This is a genomic window from Geodermatophilus sp. SYSU D01045 (genome assembly GCF_054050295.1).
This window is the reverse complement of record NZ_JBJGZB010000016.1, coordinates 110,859-129,017: the sequence shown is the minus strand read 5'-3', so window position 1 is coordinate 129,017 and position 18,159 is coordinate 110,859. Positions and strand designations below refer to the sequence as shown.

The window sequence follows — 18,159 nt, the reverse complement described above, 5'->3', positions numbered from 1 at the left end:
CGTCAAGGGGCCGCAACGGACTGCAACGTCCCGTTCAGCGCCCGGGGTCGACGGTCACCGCGGTGAACGGCAGGTGCGGCTCCACCCAGGGGAAGACGACGAACAGCAGCAGCGCCGCCGCGGCCAGCGCGAGCAGCAGGGACAGCGCCGAACGGGTCGCCGTCCCCCCGGGCAGGTGCCGCCAGATCCAGCGGTACACGGGGGTCCTCCTCAGCCCTCGGTCAGGGCCGGCGGCCCGTCGGGTGCCTCCGCCCGGGTCACGCCCGGGCCGTCGAGGACGGCGTGCACCACCAGCCGCTGCCGCGCCGAGTACCGCGGGTGGCAGGTGGTGATCGTCAGGTAGGACCCGGCGGGCGCGGCGTCGGCGGCGCCCCCGGGGACCGGGGCGATGACGTCGACGTCGGCCGGCGTCACGATCTGCCGGCCGGGGACGCCGTTGGGGTCCTGCACCGTCGGGTCCCCGGAGGCGTCGCCGAGCACCCGGTAGGTGAACCACCCGTCGGCCACCTCGACGACGACCGGGTCGCCCGGCTGCAGCAGGTCCAGGTCGAGGAACGGCGAGCCCCGGCCCACCCGGTGCCCGGCGAGCGCGACGTTGCCCGGCGCCCCCGGCATCGCCGTGCCGGTGTAGTGGCCCGGGCCCTGGGACAGCTGGTCCTCGCTGGTCCCCTCGAGGACGACGCGCGACCAGTCCGCGCCCAGCCGCGGGACGTGCAGCACCGCGAACGGCTCGCCCACCGGCACCTCCGCGGGGACGGTGGGCACCCCGGCGGTGGGCTGCTCGGCGGTGGGCTGCTCGGCGGACCACTCGGTCTGCAACTCGTCGGAGAGCCGGTCCTGGTCGCGCGCGGAGGACAGGTCGGTCACCCACAGCTCGTAGACCACGAACAGCAGCAGCACGACGCCGGCGGTGACCAGCGTCTGCCCCAGCCCACTGGCCAGCGTGCGCCGGCGGTCGCCGCGCGTCCGGCCGTACCGGCGGCCCCCGACCGGCGCGGGGGCGTCTGTCGGTGCCATCGCCGGGCCACTGTGCCAGCCCGGTCCGGTGCGGTCGGCGACACTGGGCGGCGTGTCGTCGCAGCCGGTCATCCCGCCCGTCGTGGTGGTCGGAGCCGGGCCGGTCGGCACCACGGCCGCGCTGCTGCTCGCCCGGCGCGGCCTGCCCGTCCTGCTGCTCGACCGCCAGCCCCGTCCGTACGGGCTGCCGCGGGCGGTACACCTCGACGACGAGGCGCTGCGGGCGCTGGCCGACGCCGGCGTCGTCGAGGCGTTCCTGGAGGTCAGCCGGCCGATGGCGGGACTGCGGCTGCTCGACGCGCGGCACCGCACGCTCGCCGAGTTCCGCCGCGCCGGGGACGCCGGGCGGCACGGCTGGCCGCAGGCGTCGATGTTCCACCAGCCCGACCTGGAGCGGCTGCTGCGCGCCGCGGTGCGCGACACCCCGGGCATCGAGCTGCGCGGCGGCGAGGAGGTCGTCGGGCTCGCCGAGGCGGACCGCTCCGTCACGGTCACGGTGCTCGAGCGGGCCACCGGACGGCGCCGGGACGTCGTCGCCTCGGCCGTGCTCGGGTGCGACGGTGCGAGCAGCACCGTCCGGGGCCTGGTGGGCGCGCGGATGCGCGACCTCGGCCGGCCCGACCGGTGGCTGGTCGTGGACCTACGCGCGCGGGTGCCGCTGCCGGTGTGGCCGGGTGTGCACCAGGTGTGCGACCCGGACCGCGCCGCGACGTTCATGCCGGTCCACGGCGACCGCTACCGCTTCGAGGCGCGGCTGCGGCCCGGCGAGACGGTCGCGGACCTGACCGGTGTCGCGCTGGCGGACCTGCTCGCGCCGTTCGGGGCGCAGGACGCCGAGGTGGTCCGCGCGACCGAGTACGTCCACCGGGCGCAGGTGGCCGACCGCTGGCGGCGCGGCCGCGTGCTGCTGGCCGGGGACGCCGCCCACCTCACCCCGCCCTTCGTCGGCCAGGGCCTGGCGCTGGGCCTGCGCGACGTGCACCAGCTGGCCTGGAAGGTGGCCGCCGTCGTCAGCGGCGCGGCCGGCGAGGAGCTGCTCGACACGCACCGGGCCGAGCGCGAGCCGCACGCCCGGGCGCTGGTCCGTCTCGCGGCGGTGGTCGGGCGGCTGATGACCGGCGGGGGAGCGGGCGCGGTGCCGGTCCGCCGGGTGGTGCTCGCCGCCGTGGCAGGCGTGCCGGCGCTGGCCGCCTACGCCACCGACAGCCGCACGCCGGCGCTGCGCCCCGGGCCGCTGGTCGACCGGCGGGGCCGTGCCGGCCGACGGCTGGCCGGGACCCTCGTGCCGCGGGCCCGCGTGCGCGCCGGCGGGCGGGAGTGCCGGCTCGACGAGGTCCTCGGCACCGGCACCGCGGTCGTGGCGCTGGCGGCGCCGGGGCGCGTGGCGGTCACCGCGGGTGGCTGCCGCACCGAGGTGGACGACGTCGACGGCACGCTCACCGCGTGGCTGCGGGCGGGACGGGCCCGCTTCGCCGTCGTCCGGCCCGACCGGGTGGTGCGAGCCGCCGGGTGAGTGGGTAGCGGGGCGTCATGCAGATCGACAAGGACCAGATCCTCCAGCTGCTGCGCTCCCAGGGCGACGACGCCAAGGCGCAGCAGGCCGACCAGGAACTGCCCGGTCAGGTCGACACCGACCAGCACGCCGGGATCCTGCAGAGCCTGGGCCTGGACCCGGGCGACCTGATCAAGATGGTCACCGGCGGTGGCGGCGGTGAGGGCGGCGGCCTCGGCGGCGCGATCGGCGGGATCCTCGGCCGGTAGCACCCCTCCGTGCACTCCCGCGGCGGTGCCCGGGCACCGCCGCGGGAGTGCACGGCCCGCCCGGCCGGTGGCCGGGACCTCCGAGCCCTCCTACGGTGTGGTGCACATCACACGACGGCCGGACGGGGGCGGCCCGGACGGAGGACAGCCGGTGAACCCGTACGACCTGCCCCACACCCCGCTGCGCCGCAGGCGCCCGCACGGAGCGACGCGGCCGAGGAGGTCCGGCAGGCGGCCGGTCGTCAGCGGGGCCGTGGTCGCCGGCGTCCTCGTCCTCGGCGCGGTGGTGCCGGCGTCGGCGCAGGCGGCGGACGCGGCGCCCGGGTACCCCGGGGAGGCGGCCGACTGGTCGCCGGGGGACAAGGACGGCTTCGGGACGGCGATCGGTGCCCTCGACAGCACGGTCTGGTACACGCTGAACGACGGCACGCTCAGCGAGGTCTACGCCCCGCGGATCGACACGCCGAGCTCCCGGGACACCCAGTTCGTCGTCACCGACGGCGCCACCTTCGCCGAGCGGGAGGACGAGGCCACCGACTCCGTCGTCGAGCTGGTCGACGCGCGGGCCCTGGTCTACCGCCAGGTCAACACCGCGCAGAGCGGCCGCTACCGGATCACCAAGACCTACACCACCGACCCGGACCGGCCCGCGGTCCTCGTCGACGTGCGCTTCGAGTCCCTCGACGGGCAGCCGTACCAGGTCTACCTGCTCCACGACGTCGGCCTCGGGCTCAACGCCAACGACGACACCGGCCGCTCCGCCGACGGGCGGCTGCTGGCGACCGACGGTGCGCTGAGCAGCGCCGTCACCGTCTCGGGCGGCCTCACCGACACCTCCAGCGGCTACCTGGAGCGCAGCGACGGCTGGGCCGACCTGCGCGACGACCACGTCCTCGACGACACCTGGGACGCCCCGACCCCCGGCAACGTGGTGCAGATCGGCCGCACCGGCCTCACCGGCACCGGCGACGGGCAGCAGCTCACCCTGTCGCTCGGCTTCGGGACGACGGAGGACGACGCCGCGCAGGCCGCCGACCGCGCGCTGGAGCGGGGCTTCGACGACGCCCTGGCGGCCTACACCGAGGGCTGGCACGACTACCTCGACGGCCTCGCGCCCGTCCCGGCCAGCGCCGGGCGGTGGCGCACGGAGTACGACGTGTCGGCGATGGTGGTCGCGGCGAGCGAGGACAAGACCTTCCGCGGCGGGTTCGTCGCCTCGCCGGGCAAGCCGTGGGCGTGGGCGAACGAGCTGCAGCACTTCCCGGTCTACCACGAGGTCTGGTCGCGCGACCTGTACCAGCACGCGACCGCCCTGATCGCGATGGGCGACGTCGCCGCCGCCGAGCGGGCACTGGACCACCTGTGGACGGTGCAGCAGCGTCCCGACGGGTCGTTCCCGCAGAACGCCCGCCTCGACGGGGAGGCGGTCTTCGGCGGGTTGCAGATGGACGAGGTGGCCCTGCCGATCGTGCTCGCCTGGCAGCTCGGCCGCACCGGGCCGGAGGACTGGGAGCGGGTGCGGCTCTCGGCGGACTTCCTCGTGGCCGAGGGCCCCGAGACCGAGCAGGAGCGCTGGGAGAACCTCGGCGGGTGGTCGCCGAACACCATCGCCGCCGAGATCGCGGGCCTGGTCACCGCGGCCGAGATCGCCCGCGCCAACGGTGACGACACCCGGGCCGACACCTACCTGGCCACGGCCGACCAGTGGCGGGCCGGCCTGGCGGAGTGGACGGTGACGACCACCGGCCCGCTGTCGCCCGACCCGTACCACCTGCGCATCACCGCCGACGGGGACGCCGACGCGGGCACGCAGATCCAGATCGCCGACGGCGGCCCGCTGGTCGACCAGCGTGAGGTGCTCGACCCGAGCTTCCTCGACCTGGTCCGGCTGGGCGTCGTGCCCGCCGACGACCCGGTCGTGACCACCACCCTGCGGCTGGTCGACGAGCAGCTGGCCCACGACACCGCCAACGGCCGGTTCTGGCACCGGTCGAGCTTCGACGGGTACGGGGAGAAGGCCGACGGCACCCAGTGGGAGCCGGTGGACCCGGGCTCGCGGGAGACGATCGGCCGCGGCTGGCCGCTGCTCACCGGCGAGCGGGGCGAGTACGAGCTGGCCCTCGGCGGCGACGCCGCCGCGACCGCCCAGGAGCGGCTGGACACGATGGCCCGGGCGGCCGACGACCGGTCGTTCTTCATGGCCGAGCAGGTCTGGGACGACCAGCCGCCGTCGGCCGAGGGCACGGAGTTCGTGCCGGGGGAGCCGACGTTCTCCGCGACGCCGCTGTCCTGGAGCCACGCGGGGTTCATCCGGCTGGCGCACGCCGTCGACGCCGGACGTCCCGTGGACACGCCCGAGGTCGTGGCCTGCCGGTACGGGACGTCGCTCTGCCAGGAGTGAGACCCGGTCGGCCCGCCGTGCACGTCCGCGGAGGTGCCCCGTGCACCTCCGCGGACGTGCACGGGCCTCAGGCCTCGGCTATGCGCTTGATCGCGGCCAGCGTCGCCGGGATGCCCTCGTGTGCCGCGCGCGTGCGCTGCTCGACCTGCCGCGGGGCGTCCTCGCCGTACCGTTCGGCGAAGAACTCCAGGCCGGCGGGCAGGAACTCCCACGTCTCGGTCAGCCGGGTGCCGCCGTCGACCGGCTCGAGGAGGTAGCCCCACCGGACCAGCCGCCCGCTGACGAGCCACGCGAACTCCCGGCCGCGGTCGGCCGCCACCACCTGGCTGCGCGTCTCCCACGTGCGCTCGGGCGTGACGTTGCGGCCGGTGAACCAGTCGCCGACCTGCCCGGTGGCGCCCTCGTCCCACCAGCAGGCGGCGCAGATCGGGCTCCACTCCCCGGTGCGGGTCACGTCGCTGACCAGGTCGTAGACCTCCTCGGGCGAGGCGGCGACGACGATCGAGTCCGAGTGCGTCAGCGAGGTGGTCACCCGGGGAGTCTCGCACCGGCCCCCGACTCGCCGACGACACGCGGTGACACGCCTGGAGCGGTCCGCGACACGCTCGATCCGGTTCCACAACCCGTGACAGACGCGCCGGGCGGCGCCCTCGGGCGGTGTCGCCCGGCGTCCCGCCGACCGTAGCTTCGCGCGGCATGGCGACCACCGCGACGAGGTCCGGACGGGTCCTCCTCGGAGACCGGGCCGTGCACCGCCTGGGGTTCGGCGGCATGAAGCTCACCGGGCCACGGGTCACCGGCCCCCCGGCCGACCGGGGCACCGCGCTCGCCGTCCTGCGCCGGGCCGTCGAGCTGGGTGTCGACCACGTCGACACCAGCGGCCTCTACGGGCCGCACGTGGTGAACGACCTGATCCGCGAGGCGTTGCACCCCTACCCCGAGGACCTGGTCATCGTCACCCGGGTCGGCGCCCGCCGGACGCCGGACGGCGGCTGGGACGAGGCGCTGACGCCGGGCGAGCTGCGCCGGTCGGTGGAGGAGGACCTCGAGCACCTCGGGCTCGACGCGTTGCACGTCGCCAACCTGCGGATGCCGGGCCTCGGGGAACCCGCGGAGCGCTCGCTCGGGAAGCCGCTCGAGGCGCTGGAGCGGCTGCGGCAGGAGGGGCTGGTCCGTCAGCTCGGCATCAGCCACGTCACCACCCGGCAGGTCGCCGAGGCGCGCCGCATCGCGCCGCTGGCCTGCGTGCAGAACCACTACAACCTCATCCACCGCACCGACGACGCCCTGGTCGACGACCTGGCCCGGGACGGGATCGCCTACACCGCGCTGGAGGGGGTCTCCTACACGTCGTTCTTCCCGGTGGGGGAACTGGGCCCGGCGCAGGCGGCGGCCCTGGACGCCGTCGCCCTGCGGCTCGGGGCGGCCCCCGTGCAGACGGCCGTCGCGTGGCTGCTGGCGCGCTCGCCGAACCTGCTGGTCATCCCGAGCGCCACCTCGGTCGACCAGCTGGAGGACCTCCTCGCGGCGGGCGACGTGGCACTGCGCCCCGCGGACGTCCAGGAGCTCGACCGCATCGCGGCGCTGGGAGGACCGCCGCCCGGCGGCCCGCCGGTGTGGGGCGGCGGGAGGAGCCCCGGGCAGCGCCCCGCCGCGAGCCCGTGAGCGGCAGCTGACGAGGGGGCGGGGCGCCGGTCTCCTCGCGGTAGCAGCGGCCGGGGCGGGCATGCTGCGGGGGTGACCTCACCCGCGAGCACCGCCTACGACGTCGCCGCCGTCCGCGCGGACTTCCCCGCCCTGCGCGCCGGGGCCGCCCACTTCGACGGGCCGGGCGGCTCGCAGGTGCCTCGTCAGGTCGCGCACGCCGTCGCGGCCACCCTCGGCTCCCCGATCGCCAACCGCGGCCGGCTGACCGAGGCCGAGCGCAACGCCGACGACGTCGTCCTGGCCGCCCGCGCCGCCGTCGCGGACCTCGTCGGCGGCGACCCGGGCGGCGTCGTCTTCGGCCGCTCGATGACCCAGCTGACCTACGACCTCTCCCGCACCCTGGCCGCCTCCTGGGGTCCCGGTGACGAGGTCGTCGTCACCCGCCTGGACCACGACGCCAACGTCCGGCCGTGGGTGCAGGCCGCCGCCACCCGCGGGGCCACCGTCCGCTGGGCCGACCTCGACCCGGACACCGGTGAGCTGACGCCCGAGGCGCTGCGCGCGGTGCTGTCGGACCGCACCCGCCTGGTCGCGGTCACCGGCGCCTCGAACCTCATCGGCACCCGGCCCGACGTCGCGGCGCTCACCGCACTGGCCCACGACGCCGGGGCGCTCACCTACGTCGACGGCGTGCACCTCACCGCGCACGCGCCGGTCGACGTCGCCGCGCTCGGCGCCGACCTCTACGCCTGCTCGCCGTACAAGTTCCTCGGGCCGCACCTGGGCTGCGTGACCGCCGCGCCGGCGCTGCTGGAGACGCTGCACCCGGACAAGCTGCTGCCCTCGACCGACGCCGTCCCGGAGCGGTTCGAGCTCGGCACCCTGCCCTACGAGCTGCTGGCCGGGACCACCGCGGCCGTCGACTACCTTGCCGCCCTCGGCGGCCCCGAGGGCGACCGGCGCGCCCGGCTGACCGCCGGGATGGCCGCCGTCGAGGCGCACGAGGACCGGCTGCGCGAGCGGGTCGAGGAGGGCGTCGCGGAGCTGCCCGGCGTCACGGTGTGGTCTCGCGCCCGGCACCGGACGCCGACCCTGCTGCTCACCTTCGCCGATCGGCCGGCCGCGGAGGTCTCGCGCGCGCTGGCCGAGCGGCGGGTCAACGCCCCGGCCGGCAACTTCTATGCGATCGAGGCATCCCGGCGGCTCGGGCTCGGCGACGCCGGCGGGCTGCGGGTCGGGCTGGCGCCCTACAGCGACGACGACGACGTCGACCGCCTGCTCGAGGGCCTGCGCGCCGCCGCCTGACCCGGCATCGGATCCTCTCCCCTCGTCCCGGGCGGCGCGACGGGAGGAGAGGATCCGCACCTCGGCTGACGCAGGTCGGGGAAGCCCTCCGCGAGCTGGGCGAACGCGGTCCGCAGCGCCTCGGCCAGGGAGTCGTCCCCGCCGGTCAGCCACACCTCGAACGCGGTGGTGGCGGCCGCGCGGGTGGCGGTGGCGACCAGGCGGGGGAGCAGGTCGGCGGGGTCCTGGCCGCGGCGGCGGGCGACGTAGCGCGCCACCACCGCGTCGACCTCGGCGTAGCGCAGCTGCGAGTGCGCCAGCAGCGCCGGCTCGGTGAGGATCAGCCGCATCCGCCGGCGCAGCACCGGCAGGTCGGCCTCGGCGTAGTCGTTCACCTCGACGTAGGCGCCGAACACCGCGGGCAGCACCGGGACGTCGTCGCCGGCGGCGTCCAGCAGGGCGGCCAGCCGGGACACGTGGCCGGCGAAGTCGCCCCACACGGCGTCGGCCTTGCCGCCCACGTGCCGGAAGAACGTGCGCCGGCTGGTGCCCGCGGCGGCGGCGATCTCCTCGATGGTCACCTGCTCGAAGCCCTCGGCGGTGAACAGCTCGAGGGCCGCGCTCTCGATCCGGGCGCGGGTGCTGGCGAGGCCGTCGCCCACGGCCGGCGGGACGGCGGTGATCGTCGGCGGGCTCACGCGCCCATCCTGGCCCACCCGGACGTGCCGGTCAGCCCCTCGCCGGCCGGCGGGCCACCCCCTCGCTTGCCGGTGGCACCCGGTGTCTCTAACGTCCCCCGCATCCCGTTCCGCCGTCCTCCGGAGGCCCCGCATGCCCGAGACGACCGCCCAGAGCGAGCCCCAGGACGTGGCCCCCACCGCGGCCGCCGAGGAGGAGCTGGTCGAGGAGTCCCTCGTCGAGGAGGTCTCCATCGACGGCATGTGCGGCGTCTACTGAGCCGTCCGCGATGACCCCGACCGCTCCGGCCGCGGACGTGTTCGACCCTGCCCGGCCGTGGCGGCGCGCCCGGTCGGTGGCGCTGCGGCCGGAGCCGTTCGGGGCGCTGGTCTACCACTTCGGCAACCGCAAGCTGTCGTTCCTGAAGTCGAAGACGCTGGTCAGCGTCGTGGAGAGCCTCGCCGACCACCCCAGCGCCGACGCCGCCCTGCTCGCGTGCAGTGTCCCCGAGGCGCAGCGGCCCGCCTACGTCAAGGCGCTGGCCGACCTGGCCCGTTCCGAGATGATCGAGGTGCGCGCATGACCGCCGTCGTCCCCGAGAGGCCCGTGGGCGGCCGGCTGGTCGACCAGTTCGAGTACGGCCTGGACGCCCCCATCTGCCTGACCTGGGAGCTCACCTACGCCTGCAACCTGGCCTGCGTGCACTGCCTGTCCTCCTCGGGCCGGCGCGACCCCCGCGAGCTGAGCACCGCCGAGGCCGAGGCGGTGATCGACGAGCTGCAGCGGATGCAGGTCTTCTACGTCAACGTCGGCGGCGGCGAGCCGACCGTGCGGCCGGACTTCTGGCACCTGCTCGACTACGCCATCGGCCACGACGTCGGGGTCAAGTTCTCCACCAACGGCGTCAAGCTGGACGCCGAGCGGGCGCGGCAGTTGGCGGCCACCGACTACGTCGACGTGCAGATCTCCCTCGACGGCGCCACCGCCGAGGTCAACGACCGGGTCCGCGGTACCGGCTCGTTCGCCACCGCGACCAGGGCGCTGGAGAACCTGGCCGAGGCCGGGATGAGGGACTTCAAGGTCTCCGTCGTCGTCACCCGGGAGAACGTGTCGCAGCTCGACGCGTTCAAGGCCCTCACCGACCGGTACGGCGCCCAGCTGCGCATCACCCGGCTCCGCCCCTCCGGCCGCGGCGCCGACGTCTGGGACCAGTTGCACCCCACCCAGGCCCAGCAGCGGGAGCTCTACGCCTGGCTGCTGGCCAACGGCGACCGCGTGCTCACCGGCGACTCGTTCTTCCACCTGTCCGCCTACGGCGAGTCCCTGCCGGGGCTGAACCTGTGCGGCGCCGGGCGGGTGGTCTGCCTGATCGACCCGGTCGGCGACGTCTACGCCTGCCCGTTCGCCATCCACGAGCAGTTCCTCGCCGGCAACGTCCGGGACGAGGGCGGCTTCCAGCGGGTGTGGCAGCAGTCCGACCTGTTCCGTGAGCTGCGCAGCCCGCAGACCGGCGGCGCCTGCACCAGGTGCGCGCACTTCGACGCCTGCCGCGGCGGCTGCATGGCGGCCAAGTTCTTCACCGGCCTGCCGCTGGACGGCCCCGACCCCGAGTGCGTGCAGGGGTACGGCGAGACCGCGCTGGCCGCCCGGGACGCCGACCTGGTCACGCCGAAGAGCCACCTCGACCACTCGCACACCGGCCCGGTCCGCGGCCAGCCCACGCTGCTGGGCATGCCCGCGGTCCCCGCTCGACCCGCACCCGCACCCGCACCCGCACCGCCCGCCCGGGCGTGCGACGAGTCCCCGCTGGCCGGCCTGCAGCTCGGCTGAGCCTCAGCGGATCGGCGCCACCCCGGCGGGCCCGGGCCCGTCGGGGAGCAGGCCGGGCGCGAGGTCGGCCAGGGTCATGGTCAGGAGCAGGGCGACGAGCAGGGCGAGCGTGAGCACGGGGCACCTCCGGTGGACGTGCCCCAGGCTGACCGTCGCCCCTGACCGGGCCCGGTGACCTGCCTGGGAGTCCGCTGGGTGCCCCTGGCCCCCTCGCAGGCCCCGGCCCGCGGGGAGCGTGGGCCGGGGGGGCGAGGGGGTCCTCCATCAGGGGAGGTCGACGACGTCCTTCTCGCCGGTGTCGGGCTTCGAGCCGGTGGTCTTGGCCTTGACGAAGCTCAGCGCCGTCGCCAGCCGGTTGCCGGGGCTGTCCCAGTACTCGGCGGTGTCGCCGTCGACCTTCACCAGGACGACGGAGGGGTCCTCGGGCCCCTGCGGCAGCCACGCCTCGACGCCGCTGTTCCACAGCTCCTTCTTCTTCTCGACGTCGTCGACGACGCGCGCGGTCCCGGTCAGCGAGACCCAGGTGCCGCCCGAGCCGATGCCCACGTTGACCTGCGGCGAGGCCTGGACGTGGCCGAGCCACGGGGCGTCGTGCTCGGCGAAGAACCAGAGGTCGCCGTCGAACTCGACCTCCTGCAGCGCCATGGGGCGGCTGGTGAGCCGGCCGTCGGGCATGGTCGTGGTGAGGAAGCCGAACTTCTGGCCCTTGATGAGCCCGGCGACCTTGGCGGTGGCGTCCTGCGAGTCGGTGGTCATGTCCCTGCCCTTCCCCGGATCGGCCACGTGACACGGGCGACACCCCGGCGTCCCGGAATGGACCGGCAGCCGGTTGCCTTGGGCAACGTCGTGACGACGATCCAGGACCGGCCGGAGACGCGACCGGCGACGACCCCCGACCGGCCCGGGACCGCCCGTACCGCGCTGACCCTCGGCGCCTTCGTGGCGCTCGGCCCCCTCACCGTGGACATGTACCTCCCGGCGCTGCCCACCATCGCCGACGACCTGCGGACCAGCTCGGCCACGGTGCAGCTGACCCTCACCGGCACGCTGGTCGGGTTGGCGCTGGGCCAGCTGGTGCTCGGGCCGCTGTCGGACGCCCTCGGCCGCCGCCGCCCGCTGCTGGCCGGGACGGCGCTGCACGTCGTCGCCTCGCTGCTGGTGCTCGTCGCGCCGTCGATCGCGGTGCTCGGGGTGCTGCGCTTCCTGCAGGGCGTGGGGACGGCGGCCGGCGCGGTCATCGCGCTCGCGGTCGTGCGGGACCTGTTCGAGGGCCGGGCCGCGGCCACCATGCTGTCCCGGCTGTTCCTCGTCCTCGGCGCGGCGCCGGTGCTCGCGCCGACCGTCGGCGGGGAGGTACTCCGGGTCACCTCGTGGCGCGGCGTGTTCCTGCTGCTCGCCGTCTACGGCCTGGCGCTGCTCGCCGTCGGCTGGTTCGCCGTGCGCGAGACGCTGCCGGAGGAGCGGCGGCGCAGCAGCGGCGTCGCCGGGACGCTGCGCGGCTACCGGGCGCTCCTGCGCGACCGCGCCTACGTCGGACTGGTGCTGGTCGCCGGGCTGACGATGGCCGGGCTGTTCAGCTACGTGTCGGGCTCCTCGTTCGTCTTCCAGGACCAGTTCGGCCTCGACGAGCAGCAGTTCGGCCTGCTCTTCGGCGCCGGCGCGGTCTGGCTGATCGGCGCCACCCAGCTCAACCCGGTCGTGCTGCGCTGGTTCTCCCCGGCCCAGGTCCTCGTGACCGGCGTCGTCGTGGGCGCGCTCGCGGGCGCGGTGCTGCTGGTGCTCGCGGGCACCGGCACCGGCGGGCTGTGGGCGGTCGCGCTGCCGCTGTGGGCGGTGCTGTTCGCCTCCGGCCTGGCGCTGCCCAACGCCCCGGCGCTCGCGCTGTCCCGGCACGGCGAAGCGGCCGGCACCGCGGCGGCGCTGCTCGGCGCGGTGCAGTTCGGCGTCGGCGCGGCGGTGGCCCCGCTGGTCGGCGTGCTCGGCAACGACGCGGTCGCCATGGGCGTCGTCGTCCTGACCGCGCTGGTCGTGGCGATCGCGGTCCTGCTGCTCGTCGTCCGGCCGTGGCAGCTCCCCGTGGACGTCGACGCCGAGGCCGTCCCCGCCTGAGCCGCCCGGCCGCGGGGGGACTGCCTAGGCTGACCCGGTGCCCGACCTGGCCGCCGCCGCGTGGCCGGAGCTGCCCGAGCGCCCGCTGCTGGTCGTCCCGCTCGGCTCGGTCGAGCAGCACGGGCCCGCCCTGCCGTTCGCCACGGACACGGTCGTGGCCGAGGCGGTGGCACGGGCGGCGGACCTCGACGGCGTCCTGGCCCCCGCCCTGCCCTACGGCGCCAGCGGCGAGCACGAGGGCTTCCCCGGCACCGTCTCGATCGGCACCGAGGCGCTGGCCACGCTGCTCGTCGAGTACGGCCGCTCCGCCTGCCGCTGGGCCGGCCGGCTGCTCGTCGTCAACGGGCACGGCGGCAACCTCGACGCGCTGCGCCGGGCCGTGCCGCTGCTGCGCACCGAGGGCCGCGACGCCGCCTGGTTCCCCTGCGGCGTCCCCGGCGGCGACGCGCACGCCGGGCGCACCGAGACCTCGCTGCTGTTGCACGTGGAACCGTCGGCCGTGCGGGCCGACCGGTCCGTCGCCGGCGTGACGACGCCGATCGGCGAGCTGCTGCCCCGGCTGCGCGCCGACGGTGTGCACGGGGTGAGCCCCACCGGCGTGCTCGGCGACCCGGCCGGCGCCTCGGCGGAGGAGGGCGCCCGCCTGCTGGCCGGCCTGGCGGTCCGCCTGGCGGCGGCGGTGGCCCGCTGGGACGTGGGCGAGGACGGGCGGCTCCGCTAGCCCCGCGGGCCCCGGTCTCCCCCGCGCGCCAGGATGGCGGGGACACGACACGGGGAGGAGACGCCGATGACCCAGCAGCCGGCCGTCGAGCAGGGCGCGGAGGTGGCCGCGGGGCGCGGCGCCGTCGAGACCAACGGCATCAACGTCATCGCCGAGGAGGAGCGCCGCGGCCGCCCGCGCCAGCTGTTCTGGCCGTGGTTCGGCGCCAACGTGAGCGTCCTGGGCCTGGCCTACGGCTCGTTCCTGCTCGGCTTCGGCATCTCCGCCGGGCAGGCGCTGGTCGCCGGGACGGTCGGCATCGTCGTCTCGTTCCTGCTCTGCGGGCTCGTCGCGATCGCCGGCAAGCGCGGCTCGGCGCCCACCCTCGTGCTCAGCCGCGCCGCGTTCGGCGTGCACGGCAACCGGGTCCCGGCCGCGCTGTCCTGGGTGCTCACCGTGGGCTGGGAGACGGTGCTGGTCAGCCTGGCCACCCTCGCGACGGCGACGGTGTTCGGGCAGCTCGGGTGGAGCGGCGGGACGACGACCCAGGTGGTCGCGCTGCTCGTCGTCGCCGCGCTGGTCGTGGCCGGCGGCGTGCTCGGCTTCGACGCGATCATGCGCATGCAGGCGGTGATCACCGTCGTCAGCGGCGTCCTCACCGTCGTCTACGTGGTGCTGGTGGCCGACGACGTCGACTGGTCGGCGGTGACCGCGGTCCCGGGCGGCACGACGGCGGCCGTCGTCGGCGCGCTGGTGCTGGCGATGACCGGCTACGGCTTCGGCTGGGTGAACGCCGCCGCGGACTACTCGCGCTACCTGCCGCGGACGGCGTCGACCGGCGGCGTGGTCGGCTGGACGACGTTCGGCGGCGCGCTGGCCCCGGTGGTGCTGCTGGGCACCGGCCTGCTGCTGGCCGCGTCGGACCCGGAGCTGTCGGGCGCGATCGGCGCCGACCCGATCGGCGCGCTCGGCGCGATCCTGCCGACCTGGTTCCTCGTGCCGTTCGTCGTCGTCGCGGTGCTCGGCCTGGTCGGCGGCGCGCTGCTGGACATCTACTCGTCGGGGCTGTCGCTGCTGGCCGCCGGGGTGCGGGTGCCCCGCCCGGTCGCCGCCGGCATCGACGGCACCCTCATGGTGCTGGGCGCGATCTGGGTGGTGTTCCTCGCGGACGCGGACTTCTCGTTCCAGTTCCAGGGGTTCCTCATCACCCTCGGCGTGCCGATCGCCGCCTGGTGCGGGGTCTTCCTCGGCGACCTCGCGCTGCGCCGCCGCCGCTACGCGGAGGCCGACCTCTACGACGCGCGGGGCCGCTACGGCGCCGTCCCGCCGGTTCCGCTGGCGCTGCTCGGGGTGGGGACCGTGCTCGGCTGGGGGCTGGTCACCAACACCTACGCCGGCTGGCTGGACTGGCAGGGCTACCTGCTCGGCCCGCTCGGCCTCGGCGGCCGCGAGGGCGAGTGGGCCTTCGCCAACCTCGGCGTCCTGGCCGCCTTCCTCGTCGGGCTGCTCGGCACGCTCGCGCTGCGCCGCGGGGCCGTGCGGACGCAGGAGGCCGCCCCGGCGGTGCCGGGACGGCCTCCTGCGTACTGAGCCGGTCAGCCCTGCAGGGTCTCCGCGAACAGCGGCACGGCGTTCTCCAGGGCGTACCGGGTCCCGAGGACCGAGCCGCTGGAGAAGGCGCTGACCAGCGTCTCGTCCTCGAGCACGAGGGCGTTCCCCTGCTGCACCGACGGCAGCGTCTGCCACAGCGGGTTCGAGGTGATCTGCGCCGGGTCGACGAAGATCGGGAAGACGACGGTCAGCGGCGCGTCGAGCAGCGAGACCTGCTCGTCGGAGACCGGGACGAAGAAGTTCTCCGTGGCGAGGTCCTGGATCGCCTGCTTGTTGGTGAAGCCCAGCGCCTCCATGAAGTCGACCCGGGTGTCGCCGCGGACGTAGGCGCCGAAGCCCTCGGAGGTGTACGCGCCGACGGCGACCTCGGTGCCGTCGAACGCCGGGTCGGCCGCGGCGGCGTCGGCGAAGCGCTGCTCGAGGTCGCTCTGCAGCTGCGCGGCCTCATCGCTCTTCCCGAGCGCCTGGCCGACCAAGTCCAGCTGCTGCTGCCAGGTGGTCTGGTAGGCGCCGACCCCCTCGGGCTGGCCGATCGTCGGGGCGATCGCGCTCAGGGAGTCGTAGCGCTCCTGGGTGGCGTCGGAGCGGGTGTCGAGGATGAGGTCGGGCTCCAGCGCGGCGATCGCCTCGAGGCTGGGCTCGAGGGTCTCGATGATCTCCGGCACCTCGTCGTAGAGCCCCTCGGCCCACGGGCCGACGCCCTCGCCGCCGAAGCCGAGCCAGTCGCTCGCGCCGACCGGCTGCACGCCCAGCGCCAGCGCGGTCTCGGCGTCGGACCAGCCGAGGGCCACCACGCGCTGCGGCTCCTCCTCGACCTCCACGTCGCCGAAGGCGGTGCTGACGGTGACGGGGAAGGCGCCGTCGCCGCCGGCCGCGGGGGAGGAGGCCTCGGACCCCGCCGTCGAGCCCCCGTCGTCGGAGCCGCAGGCGGCCAGTGCCGCGGCGGTGGTGAAGGCGGCCGCGGCCAGGGCGGCGCGCCGGGTCAGGGGACGGGACATGGACGTTCTCCTTCGGTCGGTCGCGGTAAGGCTAGCCTGACCTCACCTGGCCGCTGCGCCGCGGGCGGTTAGGGTCCGGCCGTGACGCACCCCTCCGGCTGGCTCGTCGTCGTCGACCTGCAGCGGGTGTTCGGTGACCCGGACTCCCCGTGGACGGCGCCCCGCTTCGAGGAGGTCCGCCCGCGCGTCCGGCGCCTGGTCGACGCCTTCGGGGAACGCGTCGTCCTCACCCGCTTCGTGGCGCCGCAGGAGCCCACCGGCGCCTGGGTCGACTACTACGAGCGGTACCCCTTCGCGCTCCAGCCGCCCGACGCCCCGCTGTGGGACCTGGTCGAGGACCCCGGCCCGACCCGCGTGTTCACCGCGACCACCTTCGGCAAGTGGGGCCCGGAGCTGGCGGAGGTGGTCGGAGACGGGCCGCTGACCGTGGCCGGCGTGGCCACCGACTGCTGCGTCGTCTCCACCGTGCTGCCCGCCGCCGACGCCGGCGTGCCGGTGCGGGTGGTCGCCGACGCCTGCGCCGGCAGCAGCGACGACGACCACCGCAAGGCGCTGGACCTCATGGGCCTCTACGCCCCGCTGGTCGAGGTCACCACCACCGGCGACGTGCTGGCCGGGTGAGCCTCCCGCCGCCTCCGGACGCCCGGCTGCCCGACGGCTGGGCGGTGCGGCTGGACCCGCGCACCCGCCGCCTGGAGGACGGCGCGGCGCTGCTCGGCGGCTCGCCGCTGCGGCTGCTGCGCCTGGCGCCCCGCGCCCGCGACCTGCTCGCCGGCGACCGGCTCGTCGTCACCGGCCCGGCGACGGCGGCGCTCGCGGCCCGCCTGCAGGACGCCGGGGTCGCCATCCCCGAGCCCGCCGGTCCCGCGCCCGGCCCGGACGGCGTCACCGTCGTCGTCCCCGTGCGCGACCGCGCCGCCGGGGTCGCCCGCCTGCTGGCCGCCCTGCGCGCCGACCCGGACACCGCCGCCGTGCGCGTGCTCGTCGTCGACGACGGCTCGGCCGACGCCGCCGCGCCGGCCGCGGCCGCCGCCGCGGGCGGGGCGGAGGTGCTGCGGCACGACCGCTCGCTCGGGCCCGCCGCCGCGCGGAACACCGGGCTGCGCGCCGCGACGACCGGCGCCGTCGCCTTCCTCGACTCCGACTGCGTGCCCCGGCCCGGCTGGCTGGCGGCCCTGCTGCCGCACCTCGCCGACCCGCGGCTGGCCGTCGTCGCCCCGCGGATCACCGCCCTGCCGGCCGCGGACCCCGGGTGGGTGACCGCCTACGAGACGGCGGTCAGCGCCCTGGACATGGGCCGGGACCCGGGGCCGGTCGCGCCGCTGTCGGGCCTGCCCTACCTGCCCAGCGCGGCGCTGCTGGTCCGGCGGGCGGCGCTGGGGGAGGGCTTCGACGCCGGCATGCGGGTGGCCGAGGACGTCGACCTGGTCTGGCGGCTGGCCGCGGCCGGCTGGCGGGTGCGCTACGAGCCGGCCGCGCGGGTGGACCACGAGCACCCGTCGGCCACCGGGGCGTGGCTGCGCCGGCGCGCGCTCTACGGCACGGGGGCCGCGCCGCTGGCCGCCCGGCACGGCCGCGCCGTCGCGCCGGTGGTCGTGAGCCCGTGGTCGGCCGCGGCCCTGGCCCTGGCGCTGGCCGGTGGGCGCGCCGGCCGGGTGCTGGCGGCCGCCGTGCTCGGCGACGCGACGGTCCGCCTGGCGCGCCGCGTCGCCGGCCCGGGCCGCCGGCCGCCGTACGGCCTGGCCGCGGCGCTGGTGCTGCGCGGCACGGCCGCGGCCGGCCGCACGCTGGCCCGCTCGGCCACCCGGCACCACTGGCCGCTGACCGCCGTCGCGGCGCTGGTCTCCCGCCGCGCGCGGCGGGCCGCACTGGCCGTCGCCGTCGCCGACGCCGTCCTCGCCTGGTGGCCGCACCGGGCGGAGGTGGGCCCGTTGCGCTTCGCTGCCGCCCGCCGGCTGGAGGACCTGGCCTACGGCGCGGGGCTCTGGGCGGGGGCGCTGCTCCGCCGCGACCCGGCCGCGCTGCTCCCCGCGCGACCGCCGGCGGTCTGAGGCCCGGCCCGTCCCTGGTGGAATCGTGCGATCCGGGTCACCATGTGCGGGCCATGACTCTCTGTTCGGGGG

19 protein-coding genes are annotated in these 18,159 nt (G+C 76.4%); 13 read left to right on the top strand and 6 right to left on the bottom strand.

Annotated elements, in window-relative coordinates; translation table 11 throughout:
* Window positions 1-34: 34 nt before the first annotated feature.
* On the bottom strand, window positions 35-199 hold the full coding sequence (locus ACI798_RS15225; protein ID WP_456937563.1) for a hypothetical protein: 165 nt from the start codon (window positions 197-199) through the stop codon (window positions 35-37).
* Between the two features lie 11 nt (window positions 200-210).
* Entirely contained in the window at window positions 211-1,017 is an 807-nt protein-coding gene (locus ACI798_RS15220) for a class E sortase (protein WP_457048297.1), read from the bottom strand.
* A 52-nt stretch (window positions 1,018-1,069) separates the two neighbouring features.
* Here ACI798_RS15220 and ACI798_RS15215 point away from each other — a divergent pair, with 52 nt between their 5' ends.
* The 3 genes from ACI798_RS15215 to ACI798_RS15205 all read left to right on the top strand — a co-directional run bounded on the left by ACI798_RS15215 (window position 1,070) and on the right by ACI798_RS15205 (window position 5,179).
* A complete protein-coding gene (locus ACI798_RS15215) occupies window positions 1,070-2,530 on the top strand; it encodes a bifunctional 3-(3-hydroxy-phenyl)propionate/3-hydroxycinnamic acid hydroxylase (protein ID WP_457048296.1) in 1,461 nt (486 codons plus the stop codon).
* 17 nt (window positions 2,531-2,547) lie between these two features.
* On the top strand, window positions 2,548-2,778 hold the full coding sequence (locus tag ACI798_RS15210) for a hypothetical protein (RefSeq protein ID WP_456942496.1): 231 nt from the start codon (window positions 2,548-2,550) through the stop codon (window positions 2,776-2,778).
* A gap of 151 nt (window positions 2,779-2,929) precedes the next feature.
* Window positions 2,930-5,179, top strand: coding sequence for a glycoside hydrolase family 15 protein (locus ACI798_RS15205; protein WP_457048295.1), 2,250 nt, complete (start codon window positions 2,930-2,932; stop codon window positions 5,177-5,179).
* A gap of 67 nt (window positions 5,180-5,246) precedes the next feature.
* On the opposite strand, the gene ACI798_RS15200 is transcribed toward ACI798_RS15205, so the two are convergent.
* Complete coding sequence (locus ACI798_RS15200; RefSeq protein WP_457048294.1) at window positions 5,247-5,711, bottom strand: SRPBCC family protein; 465 nt, start codon at window positions 5,709-5,711, stop codon at window positions 5,247-5,249.
* Between the two features lie 164 nt (window positions 5,712-5,875).
* Between ACI798_RS15200 and ACI798_RS15195 the strand changes: the two genes are divergently transcribed.
* The gene (locus ACI798_RS15195; RefSeq protein ID WP_456942499.1) at window positions 5,876-6,844 is read left to right on the top strand and encodes an oxidoreductase; all 969 of its coding nucleotides are present in this window, start codon (window positions 5,876-5,878) and stop codon (window positions 6,842-6,844) included.
* A 72-nt stretch (window positions 6,845-6,916) separates the two neighbouring features.
* Complete coding sequence (locus tag ACI798_RS15190) at window positions 6,917-8,131, top strand: cysteine desulfurase-like protein (protein WP_457048293.1); 1,215 nt, start codon at window positions 6,917-6,919, stop codon at window positions 8,129-8,131.
* On the opposite strand, the gene mftR is transcribed toward ACI798_RS15190, so the two are convergent.
* The gene (mftR, locus tag ACI798_RS15185) at window positions 8,074-8,808 is read right to left on the bottom strand and encodes a mycofactocin system transcriptional regulator (RefSeq protein ID WP_457048292.1); all 735 of its coding nucleotides are present in this window, start codon (window positions 8,806-8,808) and stop codon (window positions 8,074-8,076) included. The two genes, ACI798_RS15190 and mftR, sit on opposite strands and share 58 nt — an antisense overlap.
* A gap of 133 nt (window positions 8,809-8,941) precedes the next feature.
* On the opposite strand from mftR, the gene mftA reads away from it, so the two are divergent.
* Genes mftA through mftC form a run of 3 tightly spaced genes read left to right on the top strand, consistent with a single transcriptional unit; the run spans window position 8,942 to window position 10,618 of the window.
* On the top strand, window positions 8,942-9,067 hold the full coding sequence (gene mftA, locus ACI798_RS15180) for a mycofactocin precursor MftA (RefSeq protein ID WP_457048291.1): 126 nt from the start codon (window positions 8,942-8,944) through the stop codon (window positions 9,065-9,067).
* A gap of 10 nt (window positions 9,068-9,077) precedes the next feature.
* Window positions 9,078-9,371, top strand: coding sequence for a mycofactocin biosynthesis chaperone MftB (mftB, locus tag ACI798_RS15175; protein ID WP_457048290.1), 294 nt, complete (start codon window positions 9,078-9,080; stop codon window positions 9,369-9,371).
* Window positions 9,368-10,618, top strand: a complete 1,251-nt coding sequence (gene mftC, locus ACI798_RS15170) for a mycofactocin radical SAM maturase (RefSeq protein WP_457048289.1) — start codon at window positions 9,368-9,370, stop codon at window positions 10,616-10,618. Before mftB ends, mftC begins: the two co-directional genes overlap by 4 nt.
* 264 nt (window positions 10,619-10,882) lie before the next feature.
* On the opposite strand, the gene ACI798_RS15165 is transcribed toward mftC, so the two are convergent.
* On the bottom strand, window positions 10,883-11,374 hold the full coding sequence (locus ACI798_RS15165; RefSeq protein WP_456942505.1) for a pyridoxamine 5'-phosphate oxidase family protein: 492 nt from the start codon (window positions 11,372-11,374) through the stop codon (window positions 10,883-10,885).
* A gap of 90 nt (window positions 11,375-11,464) precedes the next feature.
* Here ACI798_RS15165 and ACI798_RS15160 point away from each other — a divergent pair, with 90 nt between their 5' ends.
* The 3 genes from ACI798_RS15160 (at window position 11,465) to ACI798_RS15150 (ending at window position 15,017) form a co-directional block, all read left to right on the top strand.
* The gene (locus ACI798_RS15160; protein ID WP_456942506.1) at window positions 11,465-12,727 is read left to right on the top strand and encodes a multidrug effflux MFS transporter; all 1,263 of its coding nucleotides are present in this window, start codon (window positions 11,465-11,467) and stop codon (window positions 12,725-12,727) included.
* A 37-nt stretch (window positions 12,728-12,764) separates the two neighbouring features.
* A complete protein-coding gene (gene mftE, locus ACI798_RS15155; RefSeq protein WP_456942507.1) occupies window positions 12,765-13,448 on the top strand; it encodes a mycofactocin biosynthesis peptidyl-dipeptidase MftE in 684 nt (227 codons plus the stop codon).
* A gap of 66 nt (window positions 13,449-13,514) precedes the next feature.
* Window positions 13,515-15,017: a purine-cytosine permease family protein gene (locus ACI798_RS15150; protein WP_457048288.1), complete on the top strand. Its 1,503-nt coding sequence runs from the start codon at window positions 13,515-13,517 to the stop codon at window positions 15,015-15,017.
* Between the two features lie 5 nt (window positions 15,018-15,022).
* Here the strand turns inward: ACI798_RS15150 and ACI798_RS15145 are convergent, their stop codons facing one another.
* Window positions 15,023-16,036 carry an iron-siderophore ABC transporter substrate-binding protein gene (locus ACI798_RS15145; protein ID WP_457048287.1) on the bottom strand — a complete coding sequence of 338 codons (1,014 nt, stop codon included), beginning with the start codon at window positions 16,034-16,036 and terminating at the stop codon, window positions 15,023-15,025.
* Window positions 16,037-16,117: 81 nt separating this feature from the next.
* Here ACI798_RS15145 and ACI798_RS15140 point away from each other — a divergent pair, with 81 nt between their 5' ends.
* Window positions 16,118-16,657, top strand: a complete 540-nt coding sequence (locus ACI798_RS15140; RefSeq protein ID WP_457048286.1) for a cysteine hydrolase family protein — start codon at window positions 16,118-16,120, stop codon at window positions 16,655-16,657.
* The gene (gene mftF / locus ACI798_RS15135; protein ID WP_457048285.1) at window positions 16,654-18,087 is read left to right on the top strand and encodes a mycofactocin biosynthesis glycosyltransferase MftF; all 1,434 of its coding nucleotides are present in this window, start codon (window positions 16,654-16,656) and stop codon (window positions 18,085-18,087) included. Before ACI798_RS15140 ends, mftF begins: the two co-directional genes overlap by 4 nt.
* The last annotated feature ends 72 nt before the right edge of the window (window positions 18,088-18,159 follow it).

Excerpts from the sequence above, each read along its gene's own strand:
- ACI798_RS15220 (WP_457048297.1), bottom strand. The coding sequence starts at position 1,017 with ATGGCACCGACAGACGCCCCCGCGCCGGTCGGGGGCCGCCGGTACGGC.
- ACI798_RS15210 (WP_456942496.1), top strand. The coding sequence starts at position 2,548 with ATGCAGATCGACAAGGACCAGATCCTCCAGCTGCTGCGCTCCCAGGGC.
- ACI798_RS15195 (WP_456942499.1), top strand. The coding sequence starts at position 5,876 with ATGGCGACCACCGCGACGAGGTCCGGACGGGTCCTCCTCGGAGACCGG.
- mftA (WP_457048291.1), top strand. The coding sequence starts at position 8,942 with ATGCCCGAGACGACCGCCCAGAGCGAGCCCCAGGACGTGGCCCCCACC.
- mftB (WP_457048290.1), top strand. The coding sequence starts at position 9,078 with ATGACCCCGACCGCTCCGGCCGCGGACGTGTTCGACCCTGCCCGGCCG.
- mftC (WP_457048289.1), top strand. The coding sequence starts at position 9,368 with ATGACCGCCGTCGTCCCCGAGAGGCCCGTGGGCGGCCGGCTGGTCGAC.
- ACI798_RS15165 (WP_456942505.1), bottom strand. The coding sequence starts at position 11,374 with ATGACCACCGACTCGCAGGACGCCACCGCCAAGGTCGCCGGGCTCATC.
- ACI798_RS15150 (WP_457048288.1), top strand. The coding sequence starts at position 13,515 with ATGACCCAGCAGCCGGCCGTCGAGCAGGGCGCGGAGGTGGCCGCGGGG.
- ACI798_RS15145 (WP_457048287.1), bottom strand. The coding sequence starts at position 16,036 with ATGTCCCGTCCCCTGACCCGGCGCGCCGCCCTGGCCGCGGCCGCCTTC.